Raw genomic sequence first — 18,650 nt, 5'->3', positions numbered from 1 at the left:
AGGCGAACGCCTAAGCCGCGAACGCCGCCCGGATCGGCTGCACCGTCTGGTCCGGCCGCTTCACCGGCAGGTCGAAGCTGACCACCGTGCCGACGCCGGGTTCGCTTTCCATAGTCAGCTGGCCGCCGTGCATCTCGATCAGGGCCTTGGTCAAAGCGAGGCCCAGGCCGGTCCCTTGCGTGGTCTTGGAATGCTGGCCCTCGACCTGTTCGAACGGGCGGGCCAGGCGCACCAGGTCGTCGGGGGCGATGCCGATACCGGTGTCGGCGCAGGCGACGCGGATACGGTCTTCACCCGCCGGGCCTGCGAACCGGTTCAGCGACACGACGATGGACCCGCCGTCGGGCGTGAACTTCACGGCGTTTGAGATCAGGTTCAGCAGCACCTGTTTGACCCCACGATGATCGGCCTCGATGTCGGGCAGGTCGCCGCCCTCGACCGAGATCTTCAGCCCCGCCTCCTGCACCTTGCCGCGCATCAGGCGCACCGCGTCCTCGCACACCTCGCGCAGCGACACGGGCTCATAGTGCAGGGTCATCTTGCCGGCCTCGATCTTGGCCATGTCCAGCACGTCGTTGATCAGGCTGAGCAGGTGCTGGCCCGACTTCAGGATGTCGCCGGCATAGCCCTTGTATTTCTCGTTCAGCGGCCCGAACAGCTCGCTGGCCATGATCTCCGAGAAGCCGTTGATGGCGTTCAGCGGCGTGCGCAGCTCGTGGCTCATGTTCGCCAAGAACTCGGACTTGGCCTGGTTGGCGGCCTCGGCGCGGGTCATGGCGACCTCGTATTTGCGCGCCAGCAGCGCCAGCGTCTCACGGCTGGCCTCCAGCTGATCGACGGTGGCGCGCAGGTCGTCGGCGGCGCGGCGGCGCTCGGCCTCCTGGCGTTTGATGGCGGTGATGTCGGCGGCGGTGACGACCGAGCCGCCTTCCGAGGTGAACCGCTCGGACAGCTGCAGCCAGCGCCCGTCGTGCAGTTCGACCTCGCGCAGACCGGCGCGACCGCCTGCGGGTTTATGCTCGGCCTTGATGGCCAAGGCCGCGATCCGGTTCAGCTCGTCCTTCAGGGCCCCGCGCCGCACAATGCCGTGCTCGAAGCCGAAGGCGTCCTCGAACGCCTGGTTCCACAGGATCAGCCGCCCCTGGCGGTCGAACAGGACGAAGGCGTCCGAGATGCTTTCGACCCCGTCGCGCAGCCGGCTCTCGGCGGCCTGGGCGGCGGCCTTGGCGCGGCGGGCCTCGGTGATGTCCAACGCGACGCCCAGGATGGCGGTGAAGCCGTTCTCGCCGCGCGTCCCGCGCGCCTGACCCCGTGCGTCGATCCAGCGCGTGCGGCCGTCGGGGCCGGCCACCGGGAAGGTGATCTCGAAGGCGCCATAGGCGGCGGCCTGGCGCAGGGCGTGCAGCACCTCATCGCGGAACCGCGGATGGACGCGGGCGATCACGTCATCGGCCGAGGTCACGCCGCCGCGTTCGAACCCCAGCAGGGTGGCCATATAGTCGGACAGGGACACCTCATCCTTCTTGAGGTCCCATTCCCACACGCCGCAACGCGCGGCCTCGACCGCGATGCGGAACCGCTTCTCGGTGGCGATGCGCTCGCGGTGCTGACGGGTCTGGCGAAAACCGTAGAAGACGAACAGGGCGACGACCACCAGGCCTAGCAGCAGCGGCACGCCCACCAGCCAGGCGTCGTCGTAGAAGGAGGCCGCGTCGCCCTGGGACAGGGTGACGACATAGGGACCGTCTGCGGTCGTGCGGGCGGCGGTCGCCATCCGCGTTTCGCCCCCGACCGTCACGGTGCGCGGCGCCCCATAGCCGGCCAAGGCCGCGGCGTCGGCGCCGATCAAGGCCCGGATCGGCTGACCGACTTCGGCGGCGCGCCGTGAGGCCAGCACAACCCCGGCCGCCGAGACGATCCGCGCGTCGCTGGACGCGGGCAAGACCGGGTCGATCCGCGCCTCCAGCCGGACCCCGTCGATGCTGGCCGACGACGCGATGACGGCGCCCTCGCCCTGGGTCGCCTGAACCGTTTCGCCGGGACCAATCAGCGAAAACCCGACCTGGGGCGCGACCCGACGCGCGGCCTCGACCACTTCGATGGGCGGGCGGCCGGCGCGAATGACCGTTTGGCCGGCGGCGAGGCCGGCGTCGGCGGACTGGATCAGGACGGCGGTCTGGCTGGCGACCAGCTGCGTGTTCAGCGTCAGGTTCTCGGCTTCCAGCCGGCTGACATCGCGCGTCGGTCTGGTGATTTCGCGTGACGCCAGAAGCACATAGCCGGTGGCGATCAGGGCCAGGACCAGCACGGAAACGCGCAGCCAGGCCGGCGCGCCGGGGGCGCGGTCGGAGGCGCGACGCCCCGACCGATTTTCCCGCCGCTCCTCGTCGCGCAAGCCCCGTCCCCCCGGCAAATCTGCTGTCAGGGGAATCTAGGCTGCGTCGCGGATTCCTGTCGAGGCTTGGCGCGCGCTTTTAACGGTATTTTAAGCCGCTGTGACCGGCGCCGGCAGGCGGTCCGGCGCAGGCTCCAGAACCCGCGTCACGCCCTGCAGCGTATCGCGCGCCTGGCTGGCCAGGGTCAGCACGGCGGGCGGGGCGTCGTCGGGCGCCTCCGACACCATGTCCACCAAACCCTGGGCGATCTGCATCAGCTGCGGCGCGGCGGCGATCAGCCGGGCCTGAAGCTCGATCTGCTGCGGATCGCGGTCGTATTCGGCGCCCGGCACGCGCCAGCCGCCCCAGTCCGCCCGGTCGGTCACCACCACGGGATAGGTGCCGGGGTGGGGGTGGTGCAGGCAGTCCTCGGGCAACTGCCATTTGTTGCGCGCCCGCAGCAGCCGCCACTCGCCCAAGTCCTCTTTCGCCGACGGATCGTCCATCGCCAGCATCAGCTCGCTGGCCGTGAACTCGCGCCCCAGACCGACGTCATAGGTGACGCGCACGGGTTCGTCGAAGCCCTTGGCCCACACGGGCTGGACCTGTTCGATGAAGGCCCAGGCGCCGACGCATTCGACCCAGACCTTCTGACCCTTCTGGAACTGCGCGCGCGCCATAGACCTCTCCGAACTTCAACGGACAGGATGAACGACGATCCTTGACGCCCGGTGTCGGGGCGCGGTTACGCAGGTCTTAACGCGAGATGCTCTCCAGCGCCTCTCCGGCGTATTTTTCCTTCACCCGCGTGGACAGATCGCCCAGCGAGACCACGCCGACGACGCGGCCATGCTTGTCCACTACCGGCGCGCGGCGGATCTGTTTGGCGCCCATAAGGTCCAGCACGACCTTCAGGTCGTCGGTGTCCAGAACCGTCTGCGGATCGCGGGTGATGAACTCTACCACCGCCGCGCTGGAGGCCGCGCCGGTCGCCAGGGCGCGCACCACGATGTCGCGGTCGGTGATCGTGCCGATCAACTGGTCGCCGTCCGCGACGGGCACGAAGCCGAAGCCGCCCTTGGCCATGCGGCTGGCGACATCCTGGATGGTGTCGGCGGGGCGGGCCAGGTGCACGTCCTTGGTCATCACGTCGCGGATCTTCATGGCGGGTTTCCTTGGTTCAAGCGTTGCGCTGGAAACCCGCCGCGAGCGCAGCGGTTCCGATCAGGGCGTCCGTTGCGCAGGCAGGCTCTCGGCCGCACGGACCATCTGCACGAACTCGGCCCGGTCGCCATAGGGATCCTCGCCCCTGGCCCCCTGTGCCTGATCGACGATCCGGTCCCAGCCATAGTCGGCCGCCATCCACGGATCGCCCCGCAGCTTCTGGCCGAAGCCGGCGACGGCGATGGCCCAGCGGGTCGATTCCGGCGGCTGGGCGCCGACCGAGCCTGATGCGCGATTGGTCAACGGTTGCTGGATCAGCTCCGACCGGCTCTGGCCCGGCTGTTTATAGCGCACCTGGACGAAGCCGATTTCGCCGTTCGGATCGCCGCCGCCGACCCCAATACGATTATCGGGATAGCGCCGTTCGGGCGCCTGGGTCGGGCCGCCGACGGGGGTGATCTCATACAGGGCCGTGACGCTGGCGCCCGATCCGACCTCGCCCGCGTCGATGCGGTCGTTGGCGAAATCTTCCTCGTTCAGCAGCCTGGTCTCATATCCGATCAGCCGCCATTCGGCGACGCGGGCGGGATTGAACTCGACCTGAATCTTCACGTCGTCGGCGATGGGAAAGGCGCCCTTGTCGAACGCCGGGCCGAACAGCCGGCGCGCATCGCGCAGGTCCCCGACATAGGCCGCCACGCCATTGCCAGCCTGGGCGATGGTCTGCATCCGCGCGTCCTGATAGTTGCCGCGCCCGAAGCCATAGACGGACAGATAGACGCCGGTCCCGCGCTTGTCGGCGACATAGTCCTCCAGCCGCTTGTCGTCGGTCACGCCGACGTTGAAGTCGCCGTCGGTGAACATCAGGATGCGGTTGACCTTGTCACGGGCGAAGCTGGCCTGGGCCTGGTCATAGGCGTTGGTCATGCCGGTGGCCCCGGCCGTGCCGCCCGAGGCGCGCAGACTGGCGACCGCACAGCGCATCTTCAGCTTTTCGTCACCACGCGTCGGCTGCAAGGTCGTGCCGGCGCCTTCGGCATAATAGGTCACGGCCAGGGTGTCCTGCGGCCGCAGCCGGTCGATGGCCAGGTTCATCGCCTTCTTGGCCAGATCCAGCTTGTCGGCCGACGCCATCGATCCCGAAACATCGACCAGGAAGGTCAGGTTCAGCGGCCGCTGCTCTCCGGTCGGCAGCTCATAGCCCTGCAGGCCGATATGCACGATCTCACGCCCTGGCGCCCAGGGCGAAGCGGCGACCGCCGTGGTGATGGCGAACGGCCGGCTCTGCGCGGTCGGCCGGGCATAGTCGTAGTCGAAGGCGTTGATCAGCTCCTCCACCCGCACCGCGTCCCTGGGGGGACTGCGCCCCTCGTCGATGAAGCGGCGGACGTTCGAATAGGCGGCCGTGTCCACGTCGATGGAGAAGGTCGAGACCGGCTGATCGCTGGTCCGCTTCACCGGATTGGGCGTCGCGTCGGGATAGCGTTCGGTGTCGGCGGGCGCGGGGGCTGGCGTGATGGCTGAAACCCGAGAGCCCGTGACGACCACGTTCCCCGCCATCGCGGCGGGCGGGGCCGGCGGAGGTGGCGGCGGAGGCGGCGGTGGTGGCGGAGGGGGGGCGTATGCGACGCGATCCTCCTTGCGGGTGGGCGCGACCATGACGGGAGGCCCCGTCGGCGCCACCCTGCGCACGAGAGCCGGCACGGACGGCGACGGCTGTAGGTCGAAGCCCAACGGCCCGCAGGCCGCCGGCGTCGCCTCGCCGTCCATCGATCGGGGCTCGCCCATCGTCTGGGCCAGCGGCGCCGTCGGCGGCGCGACGAACGAAAGACCGATAAGGGCCGCTAGCGCGGCCCGTGAAATATGAGACATGGCGTCCTCCCGCTTCAACCCCAGGGGGTATTCGCCGTCCCGTGTTCGTCGAAACTATGGCGAAGCGAATGCCCGCACGCCTCCGGCGCGCCGCAGCGCCGACGACAGCCTCAGTCTTCGCCGCGATCCATGATCCACGGCATCGACCGCCAGAACGCACAGCGATGGTCGTCGCTCAGCCCTGACATCGTCGCGACGACGTCGCCCTGCGGTCGAAACACGATGGCGGCGTTCGTCTCCCCGACGCCCGGCCAGGGCGCCAGGCCCTCGACGTTCGGCGACAGCGTGCGCACGAAGGCGCTCCATTGTTGGCGCATCCTCTGCGCCAGTTCGGCCTGGGCGGGGTCGAACCGGATGGAATGGCTCTGGAACACGCCGTCCGGCCACAGATAGGCCAGTTCCCCAGCATGGGCGGCGCCGAACCGCCAGCTGTCCGGACCGTCCCACATCGGCGGGTTCAGATCGGCGAACTCATAGAACCAGACCGGCCCGTGTCGGGCGGCGTTGCCGGCCAGGACCAGGCTGGCGCAGCCGCCGTAACCGCGCATGCCGCTGTCGGTGATGATGCGCGTGATCGCCTCGGCCGCCGCATGGTCGCCGTGGGCCGGGTCCAGCGGATAGAGAGCCTCGATCCGTCGCGCGCTGTCCTCGTCCACCAGGCGACGCAGCCAGGCGCGGTAGTCGGCGGCGTCGAAGCCGACGAAGGCGGGGCCGGCGATGCGCCCCTCCTCGGCGTTGGCGCCGATCATCAGGGGAATGGGTGCGCGGCCCTCTTCGGCGATCTGGTCGAAGGCGTTGCGGCCTGGCTCGGTCCGTCCGCCGTAATGCGGCGCCGCAAATCCTCCCGCAGCCAGAATCTCGACCGCCGACCGGCCGCGCAGGCAGGCCAACGGATCGGCGGCCTCCTCGCACCCCAGTCTACGCGCCGTCTCCAGCCCGCGCGCGATGGACACGGTCAGGTCGTCGACGTCGTGCAGGCAATCGTCGCTGGAGATTATGGCGGCGCGAAACAGGTCGCCCGCGTCCGCGCCTGCGACCAGGTTGCAGATCACCGTGCCGCCGGCGGACTCGCCCGCCAGCGTCACCTTTTCCGGGTCGCCCCCGAAGGCCCTAATGTTGTCGCGCACCCAGATCAGCGCCGCGCGCGTGTCCAGAACCCCATAGTTGCCGGCCTGGCCTTCGACCGCCGCCACCGCCGGATGGGTCAGAAAGCCCAGCGCGCCCAGGCGGTAGTTGATGGTCACGACGACGATGTCGCCTTCGCGCGCCAGCACGGCGCCGCCGTTGTCCGTCGCCGATCCGCTGGTGGCGCCCCCGCCGTGGACATAGACCATCACTGCGCGCGGCGTGGCGGCCGGCGCAGAGGGGCGGATGACGTTCAGCACCAGACAGTCCTCCGACCAGGTGTCGGGGCCGCCGCCTTGCGGACAGCGCGGCCCCGCCCGGCCGGCGTCACGCACGTCGTTCCAGGCCGGCGCGGGCGCGGGCGGGGCGAAACGCAGGTCGCGGACTGGCGCCGCGGCGTAGGGCAGGCCCAGGAATTGGTCCGTCCCGTCGATGGTCACGCCTCGCACACGGCCCTGGGCTACGGCGGTCTCCAGCGCATCGGTTTGCGCCTGTCCGACGCCGGGCGCGGCCAGGCCGAGGGTCAGGGTGAGCAGGGCGAGCGACAGCGAACGCGACATGGCCGCGTCTTCGCCCGAACCGCCGTTCGCCACAAGGCCGATGGCAATTGGCTGCGCGCATCCCCACAATGGAGCTTGAGCATACGAGGGGCATGATGGCCGAGGCGACGACGGGACTGGATCTGGGCGCGGCGGCCGCCCTGCTGGCGGCGGGCGTGCTCGCCGTGCCGGTGTTCAAGCGCATCGGCCTGGGGTCGGTGCTGGGCTATCTGGCGGCGGGCCTGGCCATCGGTCCCTTTGGCCTGAAACTGTTCCGCGAGCCCGAGACCATCCTGCATGTCGCCGAGTTCGGCGTGGTCATCTTCCTGTTCATCATCGGGCTGGAGATGCGGCCCAAACGCCTGTGGGGCTTGCGCAAGGAGATCTTTGGCCTGGGCGCGGCCCAGGTGCTGTTCTGCGGCCTGATTCTGACGCTGACGGCCATGCTGGCGGGCTTCTCCGCCCCGGTCGCCTTCGTCGGGGCCATGGGCTTCGTCCTGTCGTCCACCGCCGTCATCATGCAGATGCTGGAGGAGCGCGGCGAGATTGCGGGCGGGCCGGGCCAGCGCGCCGTCTCCATCCTGCTGCTGGAAGACCTGGCCATCGTGCCGCTGCTGGCCATCGTCGCCATCCTGGCGACTGTGCTGGGCGTGGCGAACGAACAGGCGCCGCCCCTGTGGCAGACCATCGGCTTCGCGGTCGCGGCGGTCGGCGGCGTGCTGCTGGCCGGCAAATATCTGGTCGATCCGATCTTCCGCCTTTTGGCCCGTTACGGCGGGCGCGAGGTGATGACGGCCGCCGCCCTGCTGGTCGTGGTCGGCGCCGCCTGGGCCATGTCGCTGGGCGGCCTGTCGATGGCCATGGGCGCCTTCCTGGCCGGCGTCCTGCTGTCGGAATCGACCTTCCGCCATCAGCTGGAATCGGATGTCGAACCGTTCCGCGCCATCCTGCTGGGCCTGTTCTTCCTCAGCGTCGGCATGTCGCTGGATCTGTCGGTGGTCGTCGCCGACTGGCGCATCGTGGTCGGCGGCGTGGTCGCCTTCATGGTGGTCAAGGCGCTGGGCATCTATGGCGTCGCCCGCCTGTTCAAGGCCTCCCACCACGAGGCGGTCGAGCGCGCGGCCCTGTTCGCCCAGGGCGGCGAGTTCGCCTTCGTTCTTTATGGGGCGGCGGTCACGGCCGGCGTGTTCGACGCCCAGGTCGGCGCCATGCTGTCGGCCATTGTCATCCTGTCCATGGCCCTGACGCCCCTGACCAGTTTGCTGACCCAGCGCTTCCTGCCCAAGCCGACCGTGTCGGCCGAGGACGCCGACGGCGTCGATTTCGCCAAGAACCTGCGCGGTCAGGTCCTGATCATCGGCTTCGGCCGTTTCGCCCAGGTCGTGTCACAGCCGCTGCTGGCGCGCGACGTGGACGTGTCGATCATCGAGAACGACGTCGAGATGATCCAGGCCGCCTCGCAGTTCGGGTTCAAGGTCTATTACGGCGACGGCACACAGCTGCACACGCTGCGGGCGTCCGGTGCGGACGAGGCCGAGATCGTCCTGGTCTGCGTGGACAAGCCCGAGGCCGCCGACCGCATCGTCGAACTGGTCAAGTCCGAGTTCCCGACCACCAAGATCATGGTCCGCGCCTTCGACCGGGGCCATTCGATGCGCCTGATCCAGGCCGGGGTCGATTACCAGATCCGCGAGACCTTCGAATCGGCGCTGAAGTTCGGCGAGCGCGCCCTGATCGAACTGGGAATGGACGAAAGTCAGGCGGCCGAGGCCATCGGCGACGTGCGTCGTCGCGATGAGGCGCGCCTGGATCTGCAACTGACCGGCGGGATCAGCGCGGGCCGCCAACTGATGCGTGGCAACATGCCCACGCCGCAGCCGGCGCCCTACATCAAACCGCGCCGCGAAGGCCGCCTGCTGAACGAGGACGAGGCGGGCCCGGCCGCGCCGGACACGCGGCGCGAGCCCGCCGACGTCTGATCCTACTGGCTGACGCCCGTTTCCAGACGCGCGCCGGCCAGCTCGGCCTTGGCCTGCAGATAGGTTGTCTCCGACACCAGTCGGGAGATGGTGTTGAAACGCTCCGTCGTCAGGCCCGACCCTTCGACCGCCGCCGTCAGCTGAGCGCTCTGCTCCGGCGTGGCCTGGTTGTTCTGGACCTGGGCCGTAATGGTGCGGATCTGGGTCATGGCGGCGACGAAGCGGTTCAGCTCGTCGTCGGTCACGGCGGCGGCCGGGGTGCCGGGCGCCGGCGGCGTGGCGTTGACCACGCGAATGCGTGCCGCCAGGGCCGGATCGGCGGCGACGGCGTTCGACAGGGTGTTGAAGCGGGTCACTTCCAGACCGGAATCCTGAACGGCGGCGGCCATCTGCGTCTGTTGTTCCGGCGTCGGCTGGGCGCCGTTCAGCGTGTCGCTGACGGCCCTTACCTTGACCATGGCGTCGTCGAACTTCTTCAGCTCGTCATCGGTGAAGGTCGCAGAGCCGGTCGTGGGCGCGGCGGCAGGCGTCGCGCCCGCAGTGGGGGCGGGGGCGTTCTGGGCCTGGGCGGTCGCGGCGGTCGCCAGAACGGCGACGGAAGCGAAAAGGGCGAGGCGGGGCGTGCGCATGGGCATGTCCTTTCGGTCTGGCGTCCACTTGAGGAGCCGTCGAACGACGACGACGACGCAATCACGTCATCGCTCCCCGAGAAGTGTGGAGCCTGGATAAGACGAAGGGGGAGCCTTCCTAACCTAGGCGTTTACGCTCGGATCGCCAGTCTTCGACGCTGGAGGCGCGATCAAGGATACGTTAGACGGGCGTGATCCTTGCTGAGGTTTGCTCATGAAACGTCTCGCCATCGCCGCCCTGGCCCTGATCGCGGTCGCCGCGCCGGCCGTCACCGTCACCGCCTGGGGCAATACCGGCCACCGCCTGATCGGCGTGGCGGCGATGCGGGCTCTGCCCGATGATCTGCCCGCCTTCCTGCGCACCCCGGCCGCCATCGCCGACGTGGGCGAGCTGGCGCGCGAGCCCGACCGCTGGAAGGGCGCCGGCCAGCCGCACGACCGCGAACGCGACACCGCCCACTTCATCGACATGGACGACCAGGGCCGCGTCTTCGACCAGCGCGGCATGAGCATCAACGACCTGCCGCGCCTGAAATCGGAATATGACGCCGCCCTGACCAAGGCCGGTCTGGACGTCAACGACGCCGGCTATCTGCCCTACGCCATGATCGACGCCTGGCAGAACCTGGGCCGCGACTTCGCCTATTGGCGTGTGCTGAACGCCGCCGAGAAGCGCGAGACGAACATGGAGCGCCAGGCCTGGTACCGCGCCGACCGCATCCGCCGCGAGGCTCTGATCCTGCGCGACATCGGCGTGATGGGTCACTATGTCGGCGACGGCTCACAGCCGCATCACACCTCGATCCACTACAACGGCTGGGGCGACTTCCCGAACCCGGAAGGCTTCACCAACTCGCGGCAGACCCACGCAGTCTTCGAGGGCGAGTTCACCAACCGCGTCGCCCGTCTGGACGCGGTCGAGGCCGCCATGCCGGCCGCCAGCCTGGACGGTTTCGACGTCAAGGCGCGCACCGTCTCCTATCTGACCACGACGCTCGGCACGGTGATCCCCTTCTATCGGCTGGAGAAGGCGGGCGGTTTCCGCGACGCCGACCCGCGCGGCGCGGCCTTCGTCAACGAACGTCTGGGCGCCGGCGCGGGCGAACTGCGCGACTTCATCGTCACCGCCTGGACCGCATCCGGCAGCGCCTCCATCGGCTGGCCCGCCGTCAAGGTCGCCGAGGTCGAGGCCGGAACCGCCGACCCCTGGATCGCCATGGTGGGCGAGGACTGATTTCCTTGTCGGAGCTAACGCCCCCCACCGTCATCCTCGACAAGTCGCAGATGGCCGAGAACATCGGCGCCGTGGCGCGGGTGATGGCCAACTTCGGCCTGACGGACTTGCGTCTGGTCACGCCCCGCGACGGCTGGCCCCAGGACCGGGCCTGGGCCATGGCCTCGGGCGCTGACTGGGTGCTGGAGGGGGTGCGGGTGTTCGACAGCGTGGCGGACGCCGTCGCGGATCTGAACACCGTCTTCGCCACCACCGCCCGCCCGCGCGAGACACGCCAGCCGGTCCGCACCCCGCGCGAGGCCAGCCGCGTCCTCTATGACGACACCGCCTCGGGCCTGAAGACCGGCCTGCTGTTCGGCGGCGAGCGGGCGGGGTTGGAGACGACCGACATCGCCCTGTGCGCCGGCATCGTCACCATCCCCATAGACCCCCGGCACCATTCGCTGAACCTGGCCCAGGCGGTGGCGATCAACGCCTATGAGTGGCGCACCCTGATCCTGGACGCCCCGCCGCCGCGCTTCCGCGACAGCGAGCCGCCGGCGTCGAACGAGCTTCTGGTCGGCATGTACGAACATCTGGAAGAAGAGCTGGAGAACGGCGGCTTCTTCTATCCGCCCGAGAAAAAGCGTTCGATGAGCCAGAACCTGCGCGTCATGCTGGGCCGCGCCGCCTTCTCGGAGCAAGAGGTCGCCACCATGCGCGGCGCAATCCATGCCCTGTCGCGCGGTCGCGGCCGGGTGCTGGCCAAGCTGGCGGCGGAACGGGCGGCGAAGGCCTCCTCAAGCAGCGAGCCGCCGCGCGGCGAGCGATAGGAGGCGAGGATGAAGCTCTTGCTGATCTATCCGTTGGCGGCGCTGGCGGAGATCGGCGGCTGTTTCGCCTTCTGGGCCTGGCTGAAGCTGGATCGCTCGCCGTTGTGGCTGGCGCCGGGCGTCGTCTGCCTGATCGCCTTCGCCTCGTTGCTGACCATGGTCCCCAGCGACGCGGCGGGCCGGGCGTTTGCGGCCTATGGCGGGGTCTATATCTGCGCGTCGCTGATCTGGATGGCGCTGGTCGAGAAGACGACGCCGGATCGATGGGACGTGCTGGGCGGTCTGGTCTGCATCGTCGGCGCGGGCATCATCCTGTTCGGGCCACGGGCGGCCTAACCCGCCCCCAGCAGGTCCGACCATCGCCAGCTGCCCTTGCCCAGCGCCAGCTGCGCGCCGCCGGGGCGGTCTTCCAGCTTCAGAACCGCCAGGCCGGTCATCCGCTGGCTTTTGCACTCGGCGGGAGCGAAGGCGACTTCCAGGGCGATGGCCTGACGCACGCCGGCCAAGCCTTTTCCCGATTGGTTGCGGCTCTGAAGCCAGTCGCCGTTCCAGACCAGGATGGCGCGTCCGTTGGCGTCCATGTCCTGAGACGCGGCGATGACGGCGCGGCGCACCGCCTGGTCGTCGCGCACGGCGTCCTGGACCCAGCGCACCATGTCGCACGATCCGCCGCCCGATCCCGGGCCTGAGCCGGTTCCGCCCGATCCGCCGCTGCCCCCCACGCCCGTTCCGCCTCCGCCGCCCGGTCCTGCGCCGACCGTCATGGCGCCGGCGATCTGGGCCGCGCCCAGCAAGGGCAGGGGCGGTCCCGGCGGTGCGGGCGCGGCGGGCAGGGGTTCGACGTCGGGCGGGCGTTTGGCGACGACCAGTCGCGGCCGCGCCGCCGCCACGGCGGGCGGGCGACGTTGGGGGGCGGGCCTGGGCGGCGCCGCCGACTGGGCCGCTGCGGCCGGCGCATCCGGCTTGGGCGAGGGATCGGGAGCGATGACCCGCGCGGGCGGCGGCGGAGGAGGGGGCGGCGGTTCGACCAGTTCGACCATCACCAAAGGCGGCTCGGACACGACCGTCTCAGGCGTCGCGCGCGCGGTCATCAGCAGGGCCAGCCCGGCATGGGCGACCAGAATCGGCGTCGCCGCCAGCGCCCAGCGTCGTGCCCGGCGCCGTGCCTGTCCGGCGCTCAATCGCCTATCCGTGATGACTGTTGAACACCGTGCCGCATGGTCATCAGAACAGAATGCCTGTAAAAATCTTCAGGCCCTGTTGAAAACATTCGGTCGCGTCAGGAAAGTGGCGCTGTGCCGAATACAACCGGGCGGCGTTTCAGATCAGCGATAGATCAGCCCGCCCGCCTTCGGCCTCGACCGTCGGCGGCGCAACGTCTGATCTCGGCGCCGGGTTCCGCGCGGACGCAAGAATAACGCGAAATACCCGATCTGCTTATGGTCAAGCTGACATGATCCCGCCCAAAGCAAGTCATTACTCCGCCTTGTGCCCTACGCCATTTTCATCTGGCGCAAAAACGGGTGTGGCGCTCCCGGCAAGAAGGAGACAGAACTTGAGCAGATCGAAACTCAGGACGGCGGTCGTCGGCGGCGCCCTCATCGCCCTCGGCCTTGCGGCCAGCGGCTGCGCCAGCCATCGTTTCGTGCGTGATCAGGTGGAAGTCGTCGATACCCGCGTGACCGGCGTCGAAGGCACCGCAGGCCAAGCCCTGCAACGCGCCAACGACGCGCACAAGCTGGCCGAGGGCAAGTTCCTCTATCAGGTCGTGCTGTCGGACGATTCCGTAAAATTCCCCACCGACGCGGCGGCCCTGTCGCCCGAAGCCGAGCAACGCCTGGCCCAGTTCGCCCAGCGTCTGCAGGGCGAGAACAAGAACGTCTATCTGGAAATCCAGGGCTATACGGACGCGACCGGCACGCCCGAGCATAACAACCAGCTGGGCGAGCAACGCGCCGAGGCCGTGCGTCGCTTCCTGAACCGTCAGGGCGTCGCCCTGAACCGCATGGCGACCATCTCCTATGGTCAGGAACAGCCGGTGGCCTCGAACGAGACGCCGGAAGGCCGTTCGCAGAACCGCCGCGTGACCATCGTCGTCCTGGCCTAACCGCCTTCGACCTCAAAGACCGGAACGGCGGCCGCTTCGCAGCGGTCGCCGTTTTCGTCTCTACAGCCCATCGAAGAAGCCCGGCACGGCCTGCGTCGCCGGCCCATAGACGCCCTCGTCGAACAGGCGCGCGCCCGACGTCGGCTCCAGGTTGATCTCCACCGTCCGCGCCCCTGCATAGCGCGCCGACTGCACGAACCCTGCCGCCGGATAGACCGCGCCGGACGTGCCGATGGAGACGAACAGGTCGCACGCCTCCAGCGCCGCCTCGATCCGCTCCATCTCCAGAGGCATCTCCCCGAACCAGACGATGTGCGGCCGCATGAGGCCCTGCGGATGATGCGACGAGGCCTGATCCGCCGCCATGTCTCCGGTCCAGTCCATCACCACGCCCGACCGGGTGCAGCGCGCCTTCAACAGCTCGCCATGCATATGGATCAGTTCGAACCCGGCGCCGGGCGGCGTCTGCGCATGCGCCCGGTCGTGCAGATCGTCGACGTTCTGCGTCACCAGCAGGAACTCGCCCTCCCACCGCGCCGCCAGATCCGCCAGCGCCCGATGCGCCGCATTGGGCTGAACATCGGCCAACTGCCGCCGCCGCTGATTATAGAAGTCCTGAACCAGGGCCGGATCGGCCGCATACCCCTGCGGCGTCGCCACATCCTGCACCCGATGCCCGCACCACAGCCCGTCATCCGCCCGAAACGTCGGCACGCCGCTCTCCGCCGATATGCCGGCGCCGGTCAGGACGACGAGGTTCAAGGCGCGATCTCCTGTCTGATCTGTGACGCGTTCAGCAAGCGCCGAAGTTCGCCAGATAGGCGTCGTAGTCGGGCCAACGGAAACCCATCGGCGCGCGACGTTGCTCCAGCCGTTCCGGGTCTTCCGTGGGCGCCGGGACCATGCGGCCGGCTACGCATTGCATCTGGGTGCCGTACCGCTGCGGACGGTTTTCGGCGACAGCGATGCGGTCGTACATCATCGCATACTGCCACTTCAGCGCCTCGCCCCGCTCGGCCATCGCTTCCAGCGCGGGCAAGAACCGTTTTTGCAAAGCCGCGTCGGCGTGCTGGATGACCAGGAAGGCTCCCGTCGCCGCATCCTGGCCATAGACGGCGTTGGAGAACCAGCCCTCGACCGGAACCAGCGACAGAACCGTGGCCACCGTCTCGTCGCTGATGGCGTCCAGCCGCGCCTTCGCTTCTGCTTGCGCGGCAAGTCGATCCGTTTCGGAAAGGCCCGAAAGATCGACGCTGTGCATCGCCTTCAACGGCTCCTGATCCAGGGTCAGCGTCAGCTCCAGTTTTTCCTTGGGTGTCGGGTTCTCCGGCAGGGCCGCTTGTTGAGCGCGTGCGGTCGCAATGGCCTCGGTCAGGGGACGAAGCGCCGACTCGGCGGCGGGGGAAAGATCGGCCAGACTCAAGATAACGACGAGGAACCAGGCCAGCATGATGGAGTCTCTCCGTTGCCGGATCAGACTATTGTCGCGCGTGAATGATGCAAGCCTGTCGTGCATCGGAACACGTCCGATCCTGACGCCCTCGTCCTCTACACATCAGACATTGCGCGTCCGTGCGAACCGATCTCAAAAATCTGCACGAAAGTGCACTCAAAAAAATTCAGTGGCCTTCATTGGCGGACGGGCTGGCCTTTCCGGCGTCGCTCGTGAGAAACAGGCGCAAACCAAGGAGCCCTCGCCATGAAAACCCGCGCCGCCGTCGCCTTCGAGGCCAAACGTCCGTTGGAGATCGTCGAGGTCGATCTGGAGGGGCCGCGCGCCGGCGAGGTGCTGATCGAGATCAAGGCCACCGGCATCTGCCACACCGACGCCTATACGCTGGACGGTCTGGACTCCGAGGGCATCTTCCCCAGCATCCTGGGCCACGAGGGCGCCGGCGTGGTGGTCGAGGTCGGACCGGGCGTAACCTCGGTCGCGGTCGGCGATCACGTCATCCCGCTGTACACGCCGGAATGCCGCCAGTGTAAGTCGTGCTTGTCGCGCAAGACCAACCTGTGCACCTCGATCCGCTCCACCCAGGGCAAGGGCGTCATGCCCGACGGCACGTCGCGCTTCAGCTATAAGGGCCAGGCCATCGCTCACTATATGGGCTGCTCGACCTTCTCGAACTTCACCGTCCTGCCTGAGATCGCCGTGGCCAAGATCCGCAAGGACGCGCCGTTCGACAAGGCCTGCTACGTCGGCTGCGGCGTGACCACTGGCGTGGGCGCCGTGGTCAATACGGCCAAGGTCGAGCCGGGCGCCAACGCCGTGGTCTTCGGCCTGGGCGGCATCGGCCTGAACGTCATCCAGGGGCTGAAGATGGTCGGCGCCGACATGATCGTCGGGGTGGACATCAACCCCGACAAGGAAGAATGGGGCCGTCGCTTCGGCATGACCCATTTCGTCAATCCGAAGGAGGTGTCCGACGTCGTCGCGCATCTGGTCGAACTGACCGGTGGCGGCGCGGACTACACCTTCGACTGCACCGGCAACACGGTCGTCATGCGCCAGGCGCTTGAGGCCTGCCACCGCGGCTGGGGCGAGAGCGTCGTCATCGGCGTCGCCGAATCCGGCAAGGAGATCGCCACCCGCCCGTTCCAACTGGTCACGGGACGGGTCTGGCGCGGTTCGGCCTTCGGCGGCGCGCGCGGCCGCACCGACACGCCCAAGATCGTCGACTGGTACATGGACGGCAAGATCGAGATCGACCCCATGATCACCCACACCTTCGGCCTGGAAGACATCAACAAGGCCTTCGACCTGATGCATGCCGGCGAGAGCATCCGCAGCGTGGTCGTGTTCTGATCGACTTGCGCGCCTCACGGTTCGTTGTCTAAAGAAATGGACTTAAAATCGGGAGGTTCGACCATGTTCACCCACGTCACCGTCGGCGCCAACGACATTGAGGCGTCGCGCCAATTCTATGACGCGGCGCTCGGCGCCCTAGGCGTCGAGCCGGGGCAGGGGCCGGACCCCAAGGGCCGCTACTGGTGGCGCACGCGCATGGGCGCCTTTGCGGTCGGCGCGCCGATCGATGGCGACCCGGCCTGCCACGCCAACGGCGGCACCATCGGCTTTCACGCCAAGACGCCCGAGATGGTCCAGGCCTTCCACGACGCCGGCGTCGCCGCCGGCGGTCGCGCCATCGAGGACCCGCCCGGCGAGCGTCAAGGCCCGTTCGGCCCGATGATCCTTGCCTATCTGCGCGATCCGTCAGGCAACAAGATCTGCGCCATGCACCGGGTGGGGTGAGGCGCTTGGCGCGATGATAGCATTGCGCTATCATCGCCCCATGGCTCAGGTTCTCGTTCGCGATCTGGATGACAGTATCGTCGCCCGCCTCAAGGTGATGGCGAAGGCTGAGAACATCTCCCTGGAGCAGAAGTTCAGGGATATGGCCGCTCGCGAGGCCATGGACATAGAAGCCCGCTTTGAAAACGCCTCCCGACGATCCCGCGAGCAGACGCGAGGCTCGTCGCTCGACTCCACCGCTCTGATCCGCGAAGACCGCGACCGGTTAGTGCGGTCTTCGACGCCAGCGTCGTCGTCAAATGGTTCGTCGATGATCCGCTGGCGGATGCGGCGATAGAGGCGCGTCGGACCCATGGTCCGGCGGTTGCGCCTGACCTGATGCTGATCGAGGTGGCGAATGTCTTTCGCCGCTATGTCGTTCGTGGCGAGTTGCAGTCGTCGTCGGCAGTGGAGAACCTTTCCATCATCCCGCAGGTGGTCGATCTGGTGGATCATCGGGGGCTGATCTCCGAGGCCTTTACCTTGGCCTGCGACCTGAACCATTCGATGACCGACTGCCTGTATGCCGTGATGGCGCGGCGGCGGGGTCTGCCGCTCGTCACCGCCGACCTCAAGCTGGCCCGGAAGTTGGGCAAGGTCGAGGGAATGGATGTTCGCCTGTTGAGTTCGCCGGAAACCGTCGCATGACCTTCGAGACCACCAAGACCCACATCGTCCACGGCGGAACCCTCCGCTATCTGAAGCACGACAGCACCGCGACCGGCACGCCCATGACCCTGTCGGTCTTCACGCCGGCGGGCGAGGGGCCTTTTCCCGTCCTGATCTGGCTGTCGGGCCTGACCTGCACCGAGGACAATTTCACCACCAAGGCCGGCGCCTACCGGGCCGCCGCCGAACACGGCGTCATCATCGTCGCGCCGGACACCAGCCCGCGCGGAGACGGCGTGGCCGACGACCCCGCCTATGATCTGGGCCAGGGCGCGGGCTTCTATCTGGATGCGACGCAGGCGCCCTGGGCCCCGCATTTCCGCATGGAAACCTATGTCGCCGAGGAACTGATCGGCCTGATCGACGCCGCGTTCCCGACCACGGGCGCCCGCGCCATCAGCGGCCATTCGATGGGCGGCCACGGCGCCCTGACCCTGGCGCTGAACCACCCCGACCTGTTCCGATCCGTCTCCGCCTTCGCCCCCATCTGCTCCCCCACCCAATGCGCCTGGGGCGAAAAGGCCTTCACCGCCTATCTCGGCGGCGACCGTGCGACCTGGGACCGCCACGACACCGCCAAACTGATCGCGGCCGGCGTCGCACGCGGGATCTATGACGACATCCTGATCGACCAGGGCGACGCCGACAGTTTCCTGACCGACCAGCTGAAGCCCGAACTGCTGCAAGCCGCCGCCGACGCCGCCGGCCAGAAGATCACCCTGCGCATGCAGCCCGGCTACGACCACTCCTACTTCTTCATGACCAGCTTCATCGCCGACCACGTCGCCTTCCACGCCCGGCGGTTGAAGGGCTGATCGTCGGATGAGGCATCGCCTGGGTTGGACGGTTCTCG

At 68.3% G+C, this 18,650-nt stretch carries 19 protein-coding genes; 10 read left to right on the top strand and 9 right to left on the bottom strand.

Going from position 1 to position 18,650, the window contains the following annotated elements; genetic code table 11:
• Positions 1–10 precede the first annotated feature (10 nt).
• The 5 genes from ACK4MH_RS01665 to ACK4MH_RS01645 form a co-directional block, all read right to left on the bottom strand.
• The gene (locus tag ACK4MH_RS01665; RefSeq protein ID WP_409713771.1) at positions 11–2,395 is read right to left on the bottom strand and encodes an ATP-binding protein; all 2,385 of its coding nucleotides are present in this window, start codon (positions 2,393–2,395) and stop codon (positions 11–13) included.
• 90 nt (positions 2,396–2,485) lie between these two features.
• Complete coding sequence (locus tag ACK4MH_RS01660) at positions 2,486–3,055, bottom strand: hypothetical protein (protein WP_409713768.1); 570 nt, start codon at positions 3,053–3,055, stop codon at positions 2,486–2,488.
• Between the two features lie 76 nt (positions 3,056–3,131).
• On the bottom strand, positions 3,132–3,539 hold the full coding sequence (locus tag ACK4MH_RS01655; RefSeq protein WP_409713765.1) for a CBS domain-containing protein: 408 nt from the start codon (positions 3,537–3,539) through the stop codon (positions 3,132–3,134).
• A gap of 60 nt (positions 3,540–3,599) precedes the next feature.
• Positions 3,600–5,411 carry a vWA domain-containing protein gene (locus ACK4MH_RS01650; protein WP_409713762.1) on the bottom strand — a complete coding sequence of 604 codons (1,812 nt, stop codon included), beginning with the start codon at positions 5,409–5,411 and terminating at the stop codon, positions 3,600–3,602.
• 110 nt (positions 5,412–5,521) lie between these two features.
• Positions 5,522–7,096: a carboxylesterase/lipase family protein gene (locus tag ACK4MH_RS01645; RefSeq protein ID WP_409713759.1), complete on the bottom strand. Its 1,575-nt coding sequence runs from the start codon at positions 7,094–7,096 to the stop codon at positions 5,522–5,524.
• 47 nt (positions 7,097–7,143) lie between these two features.
• On the opposite strand from ACK4MH_RS01645, the gene ACK4MH_RS01640 reads away from it, so the two are divergent.
• Complete coding sequence (locus ACK4MH_RS01640) at positions 7,144–9,054, top strand: monovalent cation:proton antiporter-2 (CPA2) family protein (RefSeq protein ID WP_409713756.1); 1,911 nt, start codon at positions 7,144–7,146, stop codon at positions 9,052–9,054.
• 2 nt (positions 9,055–9,056) lie between these two features.
• Here the strand turns inward: ACK4MH_RS01640 and ACK4MH_RS01635 are convergent, their stop codons facing one another.
• A complete protein-coding gene (locus ACK4MH_RS01635; protein ID WP_409713753.1) occupies positions 9,057–9,683 on the bottom strand; it encodes a DUF4168 domain-containing protein in 627 nt (208 codons plus the stop codon).
• A 214-nt stretch (positions 9,684–9,897) separates the two neighbouring features.
• On the opposite strand from ACK4MH_RS01635, the gene ACK4MH_RS01630 reads away from it, so the two are divergent.
• Genes ACK4MH_RS01630 through ACK4MH_RS01620 form a run of 3 tightly spaced genes read left to right on the top strand, consistent with a single transcriptional unit; the run spans position 9,898 to position 12,065 of the window.
• Positions 9,898–10,917 carry a S1/P1 Nuclease gene (locus tag ACK4MH_RS01630; protein ID WP_409713750.1) on the top strand — a complete coding sequence of 340 codons (1,020 nt, stop codon included), beginning with the start codon at positions 9,898–9,900 and terminating at the stop codon, positions 10,915–10,917.
• 5 nt (positions 10,918–10,922) lie between these two features.
• Positions 10,923–11,729, top strand: a complete 807-nt coding sequence (locus ACK4MH_RS01625; protein WP_409713747.1) for an RNA methyltransferase — start codon at positions 10,923–10,925, stop codon at positions 11,727–11,729.
• A 9-nt stretch (positions 11,730–11,738) separates the two neighbouring features.
• Positions 11,739–12,065, top strand: a complete 327-nt coding sequence (locus tag ACK4MH_RS01620) for a YnfA family protein (protein WP_409713744.1) — start codon at positions 11,739–11,741, stop codon at positions 12,063–12,065.
• On the opposite strand, the gene ACK4MH_RS01615 is transcribed toward ACK4MH_RS01620, so the two are convergent.
• Positions 12,062–12,910, bottom strand: a complete 849-nt coding sequence (locus ACK4MH_RS01615) for a hypothetical protein (protein ID WP_409713741.1) — start codon at positions 12,908–12,910, stop codon at positions 12,062–12,064. The two genes, ACK4MH_RS01620 and ACK4MH_RS01615, sit on opposite strands and share 4 nt — an antisense overlap.
• Positions 12,911–13,284: 374 nt before the next feature.
• On the opposite strand from ACK4MH_RS01615, the gene ACK4MH_RS01610 reads away from it, so the two are divergent.
• The gene (locus tag ACK4MH_RS01610) at positions 13,285–13,836 is read left to right on the top strand and encodes an OmpA family protein (protein WP_409713738.1); all 552 of its coding nucleotides are present in this window, start codon (positions 13,285–13,287) and stop codon (positions 13,834–13,836) included.
• A 60-nt stretch (positions 13,837–13,896) separates the two neighbouring features.
• Here the strand turns inward: ACK4MH_RS01610 and ACK4MH_RS01605 are convergent, their stop codons facing one another.
• Together ACK4MH_RS01605 and ACK4MH_RS01600 are read right to left on the bottom strand one after the other, a co-directional pair.
• Positions 13,897–14,598, bottom strand: a complete 702-nt coding sequence (locus ACK4MH_RS01605; RefSeq protein ID WP_409713735.1) for an NAD-dependent deacylase — start codon at positions 14,596–14,598, stop codon at positions 13,897–13,899.
• 31 nt (positions 14,599–14,629) lie between these two features.
• Complete coding sequence (locus ACK4MH_RS01600) at positions 14,630–15,286, bottom strand: DUF6624 domain-containing protein (protein ID WP_409713732.1); 657 nt, start codon at positions 15,284–15,286, stop codon at positions 14,630–14,632.
• Positions 15,287–15,535: 249 nt separating this feature from the next.
• Between ACK4MH_RS01600 and ACK4MH_RS01595 the strand changes: the two genes are divergently transcribed.
• From ACK4MH_RS01595 to fghA, 5 genes are all read left to right on the top strand, one after another.
• On the top strand, positions 15,536–16,642 hold the full coding sequence (locus ACK4MH_RS01595; protein WP_409713729.1) for an S-(hydroxymethyl)glutathione dehydrogenase/class III alcohol dehydrogenase: 1,107 nt from the start codon (positions 15,536–15,538) through the stop codon (positions 16,640–16,642).
• A gap of 63 nt (positions 16,643–16,705) precedes the next feature.
• Entirely contained in the window at positions 16,706–17,089 is a 384-nt protein-coding gene (locus ACK4MH_RS01590) for a VOC family protein (RefSeq protein WP_409713726.1), read from the top strand.
• Between the two features lie 40 nt (positions 17,090–17,129).
• The gene (locus ACK4MH_RS01585; protein WP_409713723.1) at positions 17,130–17,426 is read left to right on the top strand and encodes a FitA-like ribbon-helix-helix domain-containing protein; all 297 of its coding nucleotides are present in this window, start codon (positions 17,130–17,132) and stop codon (positions 17,424–17,426) included.
• Positions 17,408–17,776, top strand: a complete 369-nt coding sequence (locus ACK4MH_RS01580) for a type II toxin-antitoxin system VapC family toxin (protein ID WP_409714009.1) — start codon at positions 17,408–17,410, stop codon at positions 17,774–17,776. Before ACK4MH_RS01585 ends, ACK4MH_RS01580 begins: the two co-directional genes overlap by 19 nt.
• Positions 17,773–18,612 carry an S-formylglutathione hydrolase gene (fghA, locus tag ACK4MH_RS01575; protein ID WP_409713720.1) on the top strand — a complete coding sequence of 280 codons (840 nt, stop codon included), beginning with the start codon at positions 17,773–17,775 and terminating at the stop codon, positions 18,610–18,612. Before ACK4MH_RS01580 ends, fghA begins: the two co-directional genes overlap by 4 nt.
• Positions 18,613–18,650 lie beyond the last annotated feature (38 nt).

Origin of the sequence: Brevundimonas sp. (genome assembly GCF_046295075.1) — a bacterium.
Lineage (GTDB): Bacteria > Pseudomonadota > Alphaproteobacteria > Caulobacterales > Caulobacteraceae > Brevundimonas.
The sequence above is the reverse complement of the archived record's forward strand: the minus strand, read 5'-3'. Positions and strand labels throughout refer to the sequence as shown.

Excerpts from the sequence above, each read along its gene's own strand:
- ACK4MH_RS01630 (WP_409713750.1), top strand. The coding sequence starts at position 9,898 with ATGAAACGTCTCGCCATCGCCGCCCTGGCCCTGATCGCGGTCGCCGCG.
- fghA (WP_409713720.1), top strand. The coding sequence starts at position 17,773 with ATGACCTTCGAGACCACCAAGACCCACATCGTCCACGGCGGAACCCTC.
- ACK4MH_RS01645 (WP_409713759.1), bottom strand. The coding sequence starts at position 7,096 with ATGTCGCGTTCGCTGTCGCTCGCCCTGCTCACCCTGACCCTCGGCCTG.
- ACK4MH_RS01585 (WP_409713723.1), top strand. The coding sequence starts at position 17,130 with ATGGCTCAGGTTCTCGTTCGCGATCTGGATGACAGTATCGTCGCCCGC.
- ACK4MH_RS01620 (WP_409713744.1), top strand. The coding sequence starts at position 11,739 with ATGAAGCTCTTGCTGATCTATCCGTTGGCGGCGCTGGCGGAGATCGGC.
- ACK4MH_RS01600 (WP_409713732.1), bottom strand. The coding sequence starts at position 15,286 with ATGCTGGCCTGGTTCCTCGTCGTTATCTTGAGTCTGGCCGATCTTTCC.
- ACK4MH_RS01660 (WP_409713768.1), bottom strand. The coding sequence starts at position 3,055 with ATGGCGCGCGCGCAGTTCCAGAAGGGTCAGAAGGTCTGGGTCGAATGC.
- ACK4MH_RS01635 (WP_409713753.1), bottom strand. The coding sequence starts at position 9,683 with ATGCGCACGCCCCGCCTCGCCCTTTTCGCTTCCGTCGCCGTTCTGGCG.
- ACK4MH_RS01595 (WP_409713729.1), top strand. The coding sequence starts at position 15,536 with ATGAAAACCCGCGCCGCCGTCGCCTTCGAGGCCAAACGTCCGTTGGAG.
- ACK4MH_RS01590 (WP_409713726.1), top strand. The coding sequence starts at position 16,706 with ATGTTCACCCACGTCACCGTCGGCGCCAACGACATTGAGGCGTCGCGC.
- ACK4MH_RS01655 (WP_409713765.1), bottom strand. The coding sequence starts at position 3,539 with ATGAAGATCCGCGACGTGATGACCAAGGACGTGCACCTGGCCCGCCCC.
- ACK4MH_RS01650 (WP_409713762.1), bottom strand. The coding sequence starts at position 5,411 with ATGTCTCATATTTCACGGGCCGCGCTAGCGGCCCTTATCGGTCTTTCG.